Below are 13609 nucleotides of genomic sequence, written 5' to 3' on the forward strand. Positions count from 1 at the left end.
CCATGAATAGAACTCTTTATACCGTACTGTTTCATCTCGGCCTGCCACTGGTTGCCCTGCGCCTGTGGCTGCGGGCGCGTAAGGCCCCGGCGTATCGCCAGCGCATCGGCGAGCGCTTCGCCCGCGGCTTGCCGGTCATGCAGCGGGGCGGTATCTGGGTGCATGCGGTGTCGGTGGGTGAAAGCATCGCCGCCGCGCCGATGATTCGCTCGCTGCTGGTGCAATATCCGCAGTTGCCGATCACTGTGACTTGCATGACGCCCACAGGTTCGGAGCGAATCAAGGCGCTGTTCGCCAGCGAGCCGCGGATTCAGCATTGCTACCTGCCCTACGACCTGCCGTGGGCGGCCGCTCGCTTTCTCGATCAGGTGCAGCCACGGCTGGGCATCATCATGGAAACCGAACTGTGGCCCAACCACATCCATCAGTGTTTCCTGCGCGGGATTCCCGTGGTGCTCGCCAATGCCCGGCTTTCGGAGCGTTCGGCGCGGGGTTACGCGCGTTTTGCCGGGCTGACGCGACCGATGCTCGCGGAAATGGCCTGGTTCGCAGTGCAGACTGAGGCTGAGGCGCAGCGCTTTCGTGATCTGGGCGCACGTCCCGAGTGCGTGGCGGTGACCGGCTCGATCAAGTTCGACCTGAGTATCGACCCGCAACTTCTGCAGCGTGCCGCCCAGCAGCGTGAACAATGGCAGACCACGCAGCGGCCGGTCTGGATCGCGGCCAGCACGCATGCGGGCGAGGATGAAAGCGTGCTGGCGGCTCATCGCACGTTACTGACCAGTCACCCCGATGCGCTGCTGATTCTGGTGCCGCGTCATCCCGAGCGTTTCGACAGCGTGCATACGTTGTGTCAGCAGCAGGGTTTTGCGACGGTAAGACGCTCAACCGCGCAGGCTGTCACAGCGGATGTTTCGGTGCTGGTGGGCGATACCATGGGGGAATTGCTGTTTCTCTATGCGCTGGCTGACATCGCTTTCGTTGGCGGCAGCCTGGTGCCCAACGGCGGGCACAACCTGCTGGAGCCTGCGGCGCTGGCCATGCCGGTGCTCAGCGGCCCGCACCTGTTCAACTTCCTCGAGATCGCCGCCCTGCTGCGCAAGGCCGGTGCGTTGCAAGAGGTCAATGATGCAGCAGCGCTGGCCACCGCCGTGCAGGGCCTTTTCGACCAGCCGCAGCAGGCGCGCAACATGGCTGATGCCGGGCTTGCGGTGATGAAGGCCAATCAGGGCGCGCTGCAACGCCTGCTCGACGGGATCGGGCGGTTGATGGGCAGGCGCTGAATCGGGAGGACGCAGAGCGTCCGGAACGGCATACCCACGCGGAGCATGGGCACGATAGTGTTCTTCCAGACACCTTGCTTTTTTCACGCTCTTCACGCTCGCCCAGACGCCTATCGTTCCTCACGCTCCAGCGTGGGAATGCCTTGGGTGACGCTCCGCGTCACAAATCTGCGTCGCGCTGCATGACTTGAAGTCGGGCGCAGAGCATCCGGGGCGGCCAGCCATCTCAGCGCTTTGCAGGTCGCTCGAAGTTCTTCTGCGCAGCAGTCGCCAGGTCCGGCGGCAGGAAGTCCTTGTCCGGGTTGTAGTCGGCCTTCAGGTAGCGCGACAGGTCCTGCAGGTCGCCCGGGTTCAGGGTGCCTGCTGCCTGCTTGAGGCGCAGGTTGTCGAGGATGTAGTCGTAACGCGTGTTGTTGTAGTCACGCACCGAGGCATACAGCTGGCGTTGCGCATCCAGCACGTCGACGATGTTGCGGGTGCCGACCTGATAACCGATTTCTGTGGCTTCCAGCGCGCTCTGGTTGGAAATGATCGACTGCTTGCGGGCCTGGACCTGCTCCACATCGGTATTCACCGCGCGATGCAGGTTTCGGGTGTTTTCCACCACCTGACGACGCAGGCTTTCACGGCGCTGCTCGCTCTGGCTCAGGCGCGCATAGGCTTCGCGTACCTGCGAGCTGGTCAGCCCGCCGCTGTAGATCGGGATATTCAACTGCACGCCAATGCTGCGCTGCTCGACGTCGCCGCCGTAATTGCGCCCGGTGTAGTTGGGGTTGCTGAAACCCAGTGCATCGTTATCGCCACGCTGATAGGTCGCCACGGCATCGAGCGTCGGCGCGTGTCCGGCCTTGCGCTGGCGCAGGGTTTCTTCGGCGGCATTGACCGCGTAGTTGCTGGCCAGCAGATTGAGGTTCTGCTGCGCGGCAGTATCGACCCAGGCCTTGGCATCGTTGGGCGTCGGCGCCAGCACCGGCAGGGTATGCACGATGCCTTCGATCGAGTTGTATTCGCGGTTGGTCAGCGTCACCAGCGCCTGAAAGGCATCCTCGACCTGACGTTGGGCAATGAGTCGGCTGGCGCGTGACGTGTCATAGCTGGCCTGCGCCTGCAGCACATCGGTCTTGTCCGACAGGCCGACATCGAAGCGCTCGTTGGCCTGATCCAGCTGGCGCTTGAAGGCCGCTTCCTCGGCCTTGGTCGAAGCCAGGTTGTCCTGTGCACGCAGTACGCTGAAATAGCTCTGTGCCGATTGCAGGATCAGATTCTGCTCGGTAGCCGACAGCTCCAGTGCCGCCTGTTCGTTGCTCGCTTCGGCAGCCTGCAACTGGAACCAGCGGTCGGCGCGGAAGATCGGCTGGCTCAGCGTGGCCTGGTAGAGGTTGCCGCTGCGGCTGGCCACGGCTCTGGGCTGATCGATGCTGGTGCGGGTGCTGCTGTTCTGGGCGCTGCCGGAAATGTTCGGCAGCAAACCGGCGCGGGCCTGCGGCACGGCTTCCTTGCGCGCATCGTAATCGGCGCGCGAGGCCGCGAGGTCGGCGTTGTTGTCCACGGCCTGCTGATAAACGCTCAACAGCCCTGTCTGCGTTGGCATCGGCAATTCGGCTGCCCAGGTCAACCCGCTGGACGCAAACGAAACAGCCACGACCAACGAAAGTTTGCGCAACATGAGGCATTCCCTGTTCATGAAGAAAATAATTACAGTTCGGGTTGAAGAGAAACCGGGCTAGGGAGTGTAGAGCCAGACGCTTTTGGCAACAATCGTCGATTTACGCCATTTATCGAGGTCTGTGCAAATAGGCTGGCATTGCGACCGCACCCCGTCATAGACTGACCGCGTTCTTGTCGGGGTGCCTTGCTATGAGGCTGAGATCGGTTAAACCGGATCCCGTTGAACCTGATCAGGTTAGCGCCTGCGTAGGGAACAAGATTTCTCGTCTCCCGGCGAGTCCTCTTGAGTGCCGTCCGGGGTCGATTGTTCAAATAATGAACAGTTTCGCCTCCTTTCGCTACTCAGCACCAGCACTGGTGCACCCGTCCGTCATGTCAGGTCACTCCGACAATAAATCCGCAACTGGATGTCTGGAGAGCCGTGATGAGTATAAAAGCAAAAAACGCAGCCCATTTGAGCGAGTCGGCGCAGGTCGATTCCGGATCGGTACAGCCGTTTACCCGTTCGCAGAAAATCTACGTTCAGGGCTCGCGCCCGGACATCCGCGTGCCGATGCGCGAAATCACCCTGGATGTCACCCCGACTGACTTTGGCGGCGAGATCAACGCCCCGGTCACGGTCTATGACACCTCGGGGCCCTACACCGACCCCAATGTGATCATCGACGTGCGCAAAGGCCTGGCTGACGTGCGCTCGCCATGGATCGACTCGCGCAATGACACCGAGCGTCTGCCGGGCCTGAGTTCCAACTTCGGCCAGCAACGCCTGAGCGATGCCGAACTCACCGCGCTGCGCTTTGCCCATGTGCGCAACCCGCGCCGGGCCAAGGCCGGTGCCAACGTCAGCCAGATGCACTATGCGCGTAAGGGCATCATTACCGCCGAGATGGAATACGTCGCCATCCGCGAGAACATGAAGCTTCAGGAAGCCCGCGCCGCAGGTCTGCTGACCCAGCAACATGCCGGGCACAGCTTTGGCGCGAGCATTCCGAAGGAAATCACTGCCGAGTTCGTGCGTGAAGAGATTGCCCGGGGCCGCGCGATCATCCCGGCCAACATCAACCACGTCGAGCTTGAGCCGATGATCATCGGCCGCAATTTCCTGGTGAAGATCAACGGCAACATCGGCAACAGCGCACTGGGCTCTTCCATCGAAGAGGAGGTGGCCAAGCTGACCTGGGGTATCCGCTGGGGCTCGGACACGGTCATGGACCTGTCCACCGGCAAGCACATTCACGAAACCCGCGAGTGGATTATCCGCAATTCGCCGGTGCCGATCGGTACGGTGCCGATCTATCAGGCGCTGGAAAAAGTGGGTGGTGCAGCCGAGGACCTGACCTGGGAGCTGTTTCGCGACACGCTGATCGAGCAGGCCGAGCAGGGCGTCGATTACTTCACCATCCACGCCGGAGTGCTGCTGCGTTACGTGCCGCTGACCGCCAAGCGTGTCACCGGTATCGTCAGCCGTGGCGGTTCGATCATGGCCAAATGGTGCCTGGCGCACCACAAGGAAAACTTCCTTTACACCCATTTCGAAGACATCTGCGAAATCATGAAGGCCTACGACGTCAGCTTCTCGCTGGGCGACGGCCTGCGTCCGGGCTCGATTGCCGACGCCAACGATGCGGCGCAGTTCGGCGAACTGGAAACGCTTGGCGAACTGACCAAGATTGCCTGGAAACATGACGTGCAGACCATGATCGAAGGCCCCGGCCATGTGCCGATGCAGTTGATCAAGGAAAACATGGACAAGCAGCTGGAATGCTGCGACGAAGCGCCGTTCTACACCCTGGGCCCGCTGACCACCGACATCGCGCCGGGTTACGACCACATCACCTCGGGCATCGGCGCGGCCATGATCGGCTGGTTCGGCTGCGCCATGCTGTGTTACGTCACGCCCAAGGAGCATCTGGGGCTGCCGAACAAGGATGACGTCAAAACCGGGATCATCACCTACAAGATCGCGGCCCATGCGGCGGACCTTGCCAAAGGCCACCCGGGTGCGCAGATCCGTGACAACGCGTTGAGCAAGGCGCGTTTCGAGTTCCGCTGGGAAGACCAGTTCAACCTCGGCCTGGACCCGGACACCGCGCGTTCGTACCACGACGAAACCCTGCCCAAGGATTCGGCCAAGGTCGCGCATTTCTGCTCCATGTGCGGGCCTAAATTCTGCTCGATGAAGATCACTCAGGAAGTCCGCGAGTACGCCGCCAATCAGCGCATCGATGCGGTAGACGTCGACGTTGCCAAGGGCTTGGCCGAACAGGCCGAGCGCTTCAAGCAGGAGGGCAGTCAGCTGTACAAGAAGGTGTAGAGGGCGATAGCCCGTCGTTATACACAGTTCCGCTTTGATTCTGCCCGAAGGGCGTAGGAGCGACCGGGGCGGCGATCCGCATTGTTCGCGAAAGCTTTATTCCGGGCGATACATCTTCAGCGGATGTAACGACCCTTTCGCGAACAAGTTCGCTCCCACGGCCTTCGGCCAGAATCAGAAGCGGACTTGTGCATAGCGATGCATCGGACGCAGAGCACGCTTCTGCCCGAAGGGCGTAGGAGCGACCGGGGCGGCGATCCGCATTGTTCGCGAAAGCTTTATTCCGGGCGATACATCTTCAGCGGATGTAACGACCCTTTCGCGAACAAGTTCGCTCCTACGGCCTTCGGCCAGAAGCCCGCTCTGCGTCCGATTCTGAGGGTGCAGTGCGGCTTCACCCGGTTCCTTGACTTCCCACACGAGACACCCCTGTGAATACACCCGGCACCTATTCTCCCGATACCCCAGTCCCCGCCAGCCAGCGTGTGTTCGGCGGGCGGGATCTGTTTTCCCTGTGGTTTTCCCTCGGCATCGGCTTGATGGTGTTGCAGACCGGTGCCTTGCTGGCGCCGGGGCTGGGCATGTCCGGCTCGATGCTGGCAATTTTCCTCGGCACGCTGGCGGGCGTCTTGCTGCTCGCCAGCGTTGGCGTGATCGGCAGCGATACCGGCCTGTCGTCCATGGCCGCGCTCAAGCTCAGCCTGGGCAGCAAGGGCGCGTCGCTGCCAGCGGTCTTGAACCTGCTGCAACTGATCGGTTGGGGGGCGTTCGAGATCATCGTCATGCGCGACGCAGCCAGTCTGCTCGGCGCTCGGGCCTTTGCAGAGGGCAGCCTGTGGAGCAGTCCGCTGCTCTGGACGCTGCTTTTCGGCGCACTGGCCACGTTGCTGGCGGTCAGCGGACCCTTGACCTTCGTGCGCCGGTTTCTGCGCAAGTGGGGCCTGTGGATACTCTTGACGGCGTGTGCATGGCTGACCTGGAACCTGCTGGCCAAGGCTGATCTGACCGCGCTGTGGGCAACCTCCGGCGATGGCTCGCTGCCGTTTGCCTCGGGGTTCGACATTGCCATCGCCATGCCACTGTCGTGGCTGCCGCTGATTGCCGACTACTCACGCTTCGGGCAACGCGCGAAAAGTGTCTTCGGCGGCACGGCTGCGGGCTTTTTCATCGGCAACTTCTGGCTGATGAGCCTGGGCGTCGCCTACACCCTGGCGTTCGCCCCGAGCGGCGAGGTCAATGCCTTGCTGCTGGCACTGGCCGGCGCAGGTCTGGGTATCCCGCTGCTCCTGATTCTGCTGGACGAGACGGAAAATGCGTTCGCCGATATTCACTCGGCTGCAGTCTCCAGTGCTCTGTTGTCACGCATCAAGGTCGAGCATCTGGCGTTGGTGATTGGCGTGATCTGTACGCTGATCGCCTGTCTGGCACCGCTGGCGCAGTATCAGAACTTTCTGTTATTGATCGGCTCGGTATTCGCGCCACTGTTCGGCGTCGTGCTGGTTGACCATTTCATCCTGCGTGGTCGCAGTGGTCAGGCAGCGGAGGGCGGTTTGCGCTGGATGAGCCTGCTGGCGTGGCTCGGCGGGCTCAGCACCTACCACCTGCTGGCCAATCTTTATCCGGAAGTGGGCGCAACACTGCCAGCGCTCATTGTCGCTGGCGTGTTGCAACTGCTGATCGGCGGTGCGATCAACCGCGGCCGGGGAACAGTTCCGGCTTGAGGATGCCATTGAGCTGAGGATAAGGAATTTTCAGCTCGATGTGACCCATCGAATACGGCGCGATGGTATCGACCGAGTACTTGAGGATCACTGCACCGTAGGTCAGCGCAATGTGGGGCGTGCGCTTGAACGGCCAGGTCTTCATGAACTCGCTGTCTTCATTCATCTTGGTCGATACCAGCCAGCCCTGGTGGGCCAGTTGGGCTTTTTGCCAGAACTCGCTTTCCTTGCCCGGGATGATCATGTCAGCCAGGGTCAGGACTTTCTGCTGCTGACGCGAATAGTTGATGAACGCCCGACCCGGGTTGCCGTGGGCACCGCCGGTCTCCAGATAGCTGGACAGTTCGACCACTACGATACCGTCATGCTGCTCGCGTACCTTGGCCTGCAGATAGCTGGCGTTGCGACCCTGGGCCTGACTCAGGAACTGTTCCTGATAGGCTTTGATCGACGCAGGTGGCGATGCGCTGCTGTCGGCAACGGTCAGTTGCAGCAACGTCTTCTGAACGATGGCGTCCAGTCGCGGCTCATCGGGGAAGTGCACGGTATCGATGTTCACCAACGGGCAGTCGGCCGTGGTGCAGCCCGGCTTGATCAGCTCGGAAGCATCGCGCTGGACTTGCAGCGGTGTGCGCATGTTGGGCGTGAAGAGGCTTTGGCAGGCGCCGAGCAACAGGGCCAGGCAAGCCAGTGAAGTGATCCTCAATAACGACATGTTGATCCTTGGCAGTGTCAGTAAAGGCGGTTGCGTTGTACGTATGCAGGCTGGTTGGACTGTAGACAACGTCTTCGGTTCGATCATGGCAGATTAGAATTGTTTTAAGTCCCGGCCGTCTACCCTGCATCTTCAAGGGGGCTGCATCTGACTGCCGATGCGCGTTAGGATGGCCCGATGTCAAACACGGCGGCCAGCGAGAAACCCATGACCCAGACCACACGATCTGCACCAAGCGCTTTTGAAACCATAAAGCGTGAAAACTGCTTCAAGGGCTTCTATAAGCTGGACAAGCTGCATGTGCGCCACGAATTGTTCGCCGGCGGGATGAGCAAGGAAATCAGCCGCGAACTGTTCGTTCGCCACGACGCCGTCTGCGTGCTGCCTTATGACGCCAAACGTGACGAAGTGGTGCTCATCGAGCAGTTTCGTGTAGGCGCCATGAAAAAGACCAGCAACCCTTGGCTGGTCGAACTGGTCGCAGGTCTGATCGACAAGGACGAGCAGCCGGAAGAAGTTGCTCATCGCGAGGCGGAGGAGGAAGCTGGGCTGAAGTTCGAAGCGCTGTGGCCGATCACCAAATACTTCCCCTCGCCGGGTGGCAGCGACGAGTTCGTTCACCTGTTTCTGGGGCGTTGCAGCAGTGAAGGGGCGGGCGGCTTGCACGGGCTGGAGGCCGAAGGTGAAGACATCCGGGTAACAGTCTGGTCATTCGATGACGCATTGCAGGCGATGAAAGACGGAACAATCAAGAACGCATCGACGATCATCGCCTTGCAATGGCTGGCGCTGAATCGTGCCGAGATAAGGGGTTTATGGTCGTGAATCTATTGCGCGAGCGCTACCGTGTCGATCTTGCCGGACTGCAGGCTGCGTGCGAGGCCAACTACGCGCGCCTGATGCGCCTGTTGCCCGACATGCGCAACGAACAGCGCTCACGCCGCGTCGCCGTTACCCAGGGTGATCAGATGCTGGGCGTACTGGCCGTCGAAGTGTTGCTCGACTGCCCGTACACCACCACCTTGCAAGTCCGCCAGGAACACAGCCTGCCGTGGCTGCCGGTGCCAGTGCTCGAAGTACAGGTCTATCACGACGCCCGCATGGCCGAAGTCATCGGCGCCGAACACGCGAGGCGCTTTCGCGGCATCTATCCCTACCCCAATGCCGACATGCACCAGCCAGACGAAAAGGCCCAGCTCAACCTGTTTCTGGGCGAATGGCTGAGTCACTGCCTGGCGTGTGGGCATGAGTTTGAGGCGGTGCGCTGATCGCTTCTCGACACACTGATGGTTCTTGCCACCCAAGACCGTGAATCAGCAAATGTGACCAAATGCTCGTCCGTACGCACATTCCCGGTTTACCCGCCCGTTGCCGCATCACATAATCGCGCTGAATCCTCTCTGGGAGACGGTCTTGCCGAGCGCAGCCCTTTCGTCGTCAGTTTTGCTGGTCCAGCTGTCCGACAGCCACTTGTTCGCCGAGGCGGACGGTGCGTTGTTGGGTATGAGCACCCGCGACAGTCTGGAAAAAGTCGTTGATCGAGTGCTGGCCGAGCAGCCGCACATTGATCTTGTGGTCGCCAGCGGCGATATCTCCCAAGACGGCAGCGTCGAGTCTTACCAAGCGTTTCGTCGGATAAGCGGGCGGATCGATGCGCCAGCGCGCTGGTTCGCCGGTAATCACGACGAACTGCCGCAGATGGAGCAGGTTGCGCAGCATAACGGGCTGCTCGACCCTGTGGTGGATATCGGTCAATGGCGGGTGACGCTGCTGGATTCGGCGGTGCCTGGTTCGGTGCCGGGTTTTCTCGCGGACACGCAATTGCAGTTGCTGGAGCAGTCGCTGAGCGAAGCGCCTGATCGGCATCATCTGATCTGTTTGCACCATCACCCGGTGGCTATTGGTTGTGAGTGGATGGCGCCGATCGGCTTGCGCAATGCCGATGCGTTATTTGCTGTGCTCGATCGTTTTGCACAGGTTCGCGCCATACTGTGGGGGCATGTGCATCAGGAGTTCGACCAGATGCGTAACGGTGTGCGCCTGCTGGCGTCGCCCTCGACCTGTATTCAGTTCGCCCCGGGCAGTGCCGATTTCAAGGTGGACACCACGGCGCCGGGCTATCGCTGGCTGCGACTGCACGACGATGGACGGCTGGAAACGGCTGTTTCCCGAGTGGTCGGCCTGGAATTCGAGGTCGATTACGGCGGCACCGGCTATTGATCGGGCAGGCGGATACGTTTCCGGTGAGGTGCTGTAGCGTAAGTCCCTGTAAACTACACGGCTTTGCCTTGCACCCGGGAGCGACAGCGTGACGAGCGATACACCTTCACTGCTATACATCCATGGCTTGAACAGCTCGGCCCTGTCGAGAAAGGCCTGTCAGTTGAGCGCGCTGATGAAGTCCCTGGGTCTGGCTGATCGTCTGCAAGTCCCTGAACTGCATCACCATCCGCGTCAGGCCATGCTCCAGCTTGAAGCGGCCATCACGGCGCTGGGACGGCCATTACTGGTCGGCAGCTCCCTCGGCGGCTACTATGCGACTCATTTGGCGCAGCGGCACGGCCTCAAGGCGGTGCTGATCAACCCGGCAGTCAATCCGCATCAGCTGTTCGACGGGTTTCTCGGCGTGCAACAGAACCTGTACACCGGCGAGCAGTGGCAGTTGACCGAAGACCATATTCGGGCGCTGGCCGAGCTGGAGGTACCCGCGCCGCAGGATCCGCAGCAGTTTCAGGTGTGGTTGCAGACCGGTGACGAGACGCTCGATTATCGTCGTGCCGAGAAGTTTTACCGCAGCTGCGCCTTGCGTATTCAGGCGGGCGGCGACCACAGCTTTCAGGGCTTTGCCGAGCACATGCCAGCACTGCTGACCGTTGCCGGATTTGCCCCCGATCTGTTGCAGAAGATCGATCTGTCGGCGCTGTAGGTGATCGATGCCCGGTCACATGAATGCAAGAACATTGAACCCCCGAAATTCCATGAAAGATTGATATCGAGAACCCATGGCCAATCCCAGCGCTAGCTCTTATAACGCAGACGCCATCGAAGTCCTCTCGGGCCTCGATCCGGTTCGTAAACGTCCGGGCATGTACACCGACACCTCGCGGCCCAACCACCTGGCTCAGGAAGTCATCGACAACAGCGTCGACGAAGCCCTGGCCGGCCACGCGCGTTCGGTACAGGTCATCCTTCATGCCGACAATTCGCTCGAGGTGTCCGACGACGGCCGCGGCATGCCGGTGGACATCCACCCGGAAGAAGGCGTGTCCGGCGTCGAGCTGATCCTCACCAAGCTTCACGCAGGCGGCAAGTTCTCCAACAAGAACTATCAGTTCTCCGGCGGCCTGCACGGCGTGGGCATTTCCGTGGTCAACGCGCTGTCCACTCAGGTTCGGGTGCGGGTCAAGCGTGATGGCAACGAATATGAGATGACCTTCGCTGACGGCTACAAGGCCACCGAACTGGCGGTCGTCGGCACCGTCGGCAAGCGCAACACCGGGACCAGCGTCTATTTCGCCCCCGATCCGAAGTATTTCGATACACCGAAGTTTTCTGTCAGCCGTCTCAAGCATGTGCTCAAGGCCAAGGCAGTTCTGTGCCCGGGCCTGCTGGTCAGCTTCGAAGACAAATCCAGCGGCGAGAAAGTCGAGTGGCATTACGAAGACGGCCTGCGCTCCTACCTGCAGGACTCGGTCACCGAGTTCCTGCGCCTGCCGGACGAGCCGTTCTGCGGCAGCTTCACCGGTAACAAGGAAGCGGTCGACTGGGCGCTGCTGTGGCTGCCCGAAGGGGGTGACAGCGTTCAGGAAAGCTACGTCAACCTGATCCCGACCGCGCAGGGCGGCACCCACGTGAACGGCTTGCGCCAGGGTTTGCTGGATGCCATGCGCGAGTTCTGCGAGTTCCGCAACCTGTTGCCGCGTGGTGTGAAGCTGGCCCCGGAAGACGTCTGGGAACGCATTGCCTTCGTCCTGTCGATGAAAATGCAGGAGCCGCAGTTCTCCGGGCAGACCAAGGAACGTCTGTCGTCCCGTGAAGCGGCGGCGTTCGTCTCCGGCGTGGTCAAGGATGCGTTCAGCCTGTGGCTCAACACGCACTCCGAGCTGGGCCTGCAACTGGCCGATCTGGCGATCAACAACGCCGGTCGGCGCCTCAAGGCGAGCAAGAAGGTCGAGCGCAAGCGCATCACCCAAGGGCCGGCATTGCCGGGCAAGCTGGCCGACTGTGCCGGACAGGACCCGGCACGCTCCGAACTGTTTCTGGTCGAGGGTGATTCTGCCGGCGGTTCCGCCAAGCAGGCTCGCGACAAGGAGTTCCAGGCGATCCTGCCGCTGCGCGGCAAAATCCTCAACACCTGGGAAGTCGATGGCGGCGAAGTGCTCGCCAGTCAGGAAGTCCACAACATTGCCGTGGCCATCGGGGTTGACCCCGGCGCAGCCGATATCAGCCAGTTGCGTTACGGCAAGATCTGCATCCTGGCTGACGCCGACTCGGACGGTCTGCACATTGCGACGCTGCTGTGTGCGTTATTCGTGCAGCACTTCCGCCCGTTGGTTGACGCCGGGCATGTGTACGTCGCCATGCCGCCGCTGTACCGGATCGACCTCGGCAAGGAAATCTACTACGCGCTGGACGAAGCCGAGCGTGACGGGATCCTTGACCGTCTGGTCGCTGAAAAGAAACGTGGCAAGCCGCAGGTCACCCGATTCAAGGGCCTGGGTGAAATGAACCCGCCGCAGTTGCGCGAAACCACCATGGACCCGAACACCCGGCGCCTGGTGCAGCTCACGCTGGATGATTTCGCAGCCACGTCGGAAATGATGGACATGTTGCTGGCTAAGAAGCGTGCAGGTGATCGCAAGTCCTGGCTCGAATCCAAGGGCAACCTTGCCGAGGTCCTGACTTGATACGAGCCTGGCTCGCCGCCCTGATCCTGATTGCCGCGCCGGTTGTCGCTGCGCCACTCGAGGCCCTGAAGCTGCAATCCGAGCATCCGGTGGACGACATGGCGGGTGGCAATCTGTCAGGTCTGGCGATGTGCAATGGCCAGTTGTGGACCGTGTCCGACCGTGACGACGATGTGCTGTACAGCCTGGATGTGTCGCAAGACACCTGGAAGGCTCAGTCACATCATATTGACGCACCTGCGCCACAAAGCTATCTGCCGTTGAAGTTGCGTTTCATGGCCGGGCTTTCCGCGCTGATACGCGGCGGTAGTCTGGATTTCGAGGGTGTCAGCTGTGATGCAGCCGGCAATCGCTATCTGGTCAGCGAGGCTTATGGCACGGTGCTCAAGGTTCCGGTGAGTGGCAAACCGTTCTGGCTGGATTTGCCGAAGGAACTGGTGGATCAGGCGCGGGCTCAGGGCATGTTGCAGCGTTTCAACGCGATTTTCGAAGGGATTGCCGTCAGTCCGGCAGGCGACCGTCTCTGGCTGGCGGCCGAACGCGAGAAGCGCGGCTTGCTGGTGGTGCAACGCGACAAGGAGCAGTGGACCTGCGGGCAAAGCTGCGTGCTGCTGTCCGAGTCCGGTCTGGACGCGTTGCCGCCGGAGCAGGGCAGCAAAAAGGTGTCGACGGATTTTTCTGATGTGTCGTTGTACAACGGCAAGCTGTTCACGCTGGAACGTGCGGTGTATCGCATCTGTCGGCGTGATCTCGAAACCGGGCAGGTCGAGCGTTGCTGGTCGTTCGCCAAGGAAGCCATGGTGCCGTCGCGTCGTTACGATCAACCCTACGGGCTGACCGAGGCACTGGTGGTGGACGAGAAGGGCGCGTGGATCGGCATCGACAATAATTTCGGTGTGCGTGCCGACGGTGAGAAACGCCCGATCGTCTGGCGTTTCGCTGCGCCTGAGGCGGGCTGGAGTGCCGGGCAGTGAGCGACGTGCAGCCCGGCAAGCGCGCTG

The 13609-nt window shown here is 61.2% G+C and carries 11 protein-coding genes and 1 riboswitch; of the genes, 9 read left to right on the top strand and 2 right to left on the bottom strand.

The features are described 5' to 3' along the window. Positions 1–2 precede the first annotated feature (2 nt). A complete protein-coding gene (gene waaA / locus AC54XV_RS02745; RefSeq protein ID WP_024660275.1) occupies positions 3–1283 on the top strand; it encodes a lipid IV(A) 3-deoxy-D-manno-octulosonic acid transferase in 1281 nt (426 codons plus the stop codon). Positions 1284–1509: 226 nt separating this feature from the next. Here waaA and AC54XV_RS02750 read toward each other — a convergent pair whose 3' ends face one another. Next, the gene (locus tag AC54XV_RS02750) at positions 1510–2949 is read right to left on the bottom strand and encodes a TolC family outer membrane protein (protein WP_011266478.1); all 1440 of its coding nucleotides are present in this window, start codon (positions 2947–2949) and stop codon (positions 1510–1512) included. A 167-nt stretch (positions 2950–3116) separates the two neighbouring features. Then, positions 3117–3221, top strand: a riboswitch (TPP riboswitch). 154 nt (positions 3222–3375) lie between these two features. Between AC54XV_RS02750 and thiC the strand changes: the two genes are divergently transcribed. Both thiC and cytX read left to right on the top strand, forming a co-directional pair. After that, the gene (gene thiC, locus AC54XV_RS02755; RefSeq protein WP_024660515.1) at positions 3376–5265 is read left to right on the top strand and encodes a phosphomethylpyrimidine synthase ThiC; all 1890 of its coding nucleotides are present in this window, start codon (positions 3376–3378) and stop codon (positions 5263–5265) included. Between the two features lie 431 nt (positions 5266–5696). After that, positions 5697–6986: a putative hydroxymethylpyrimidine transporter CytX gene (cytX, locus tag AC54XV_RS02760; protein ID WP_011266480.1), complete on the top strand. Its 1290-nt coding sequence runs from the start codon at positions 5697–5699 to the stop codon at positions 6984–6986. On the opposite strand, the gene AC54XV_RS02765 is transcribed toward cytX, so the two are convergent. Further along, positions 6955–7701: an RsiV family protein gene (locus AC54XV_RS02765; protein ID WP_003402864.1), complete on the bottom strand. Its 747-nt coding sequence runs from the start codon at positions 7699–7701 to the stop codon at positions 6955–6957. The two genes, cytX and AC54XV_RS02765, sit on opposite strands and share 32 nt — an antisense overlap. A gap of 207 nt (positions 7702–7908) precedes the next feature. Here AC54XV_RS02765 and AC54XV_RS02770 point away from each other — a divergent pair, with 207 nt between their 5' ends. The 6 genes from AC54XV_RS02770 (at position 7909) to AC54XV_RS02795 (ending at position 13582) form a co-directional block, all read left to right on the top strand. Then, positions 7909–8526 carry an NUDIX domain-containing protein gene (locus AC54XV_RS02770; protein ID WP_024660513.1) on the top strand — a complete coding sequence of 206 codons (618 nt, stop codon included), beginning with the start codon at positions 7909–7911 and terminating at the stop codon, positions 8524–8526. After that, positions 8517–8969 carry a DUF1249 domain-containing protein gene (locus AC54XV_RS02775; RefSeq protein WP_002551796.1) on the top strand — a complete coding sequence of 151 codons (453 nt, stop codon included), beginning with the start codon at positions 8517–8519 and terminating at the stop codon, positions 8967–8969. Before AC54XV_RS02770 ends, AC54XV_RS02775 begins: the two co-directional genes overlap by 10 nt. A 145-nt stretch (positions 8970–9114) precedes the next feature. Beyond that, entirely contained in the window at positions 9115–9921 is an 807-nt protein-coding gene (cpdA, locus tag AC54XV_RS02780) for a 3',5'-cyclic-AMP phosphodiesterase (RefSeq protein WP_080377231.1), read from the top strand. An 88-nt stretch (positions 9922–10009) separates the two neighbouring features. Then, positions 10010–10627 carry a YqiA/YcfP family alpha/beta fold hydrolase gene (locus AC54XV_RS02785; RefSeq protein ID WP_058398814.1) on the top strand — a complete coding sequence of 206 codons (618 nt, stop codon included), beginning with the start codon at positions 10010–10012 and terminating at the stop codon, positions 10625–10627. A 76-nt stretch (positions 10628–10703) separates the two neighbouring features. Beyond that, on the top strand, positions 10704–12608 hold the full coding sequence (parE, locus tag AC54XV_RS02790) for a DNA topoisomerase IV subunit B (RefSeq protein WP_003431952.1): 1905 nt from the start codon (positions 10704–10706) through the stop codon (positions 12606–12608). Further along, a complete protein-coding gene (locus AC54XV_RS02795; protein ID WP_003402876.1) occupies positions 12605–13582 on the top strand; it encodes an esterase-like activity of phytase family protein in 978 nt (325 codons plus the stop codon). The genes parE and AC54XV_RS02795 overlap by 4 nt, the downstream gene beginning before the upstream one ends. Positions 13583–13609 lie beyond the last annotated feature (27 nt).

Source organism: Pseudomonas fragariae (ex Marin et al. 2024) (assembly GCF_059621105.1).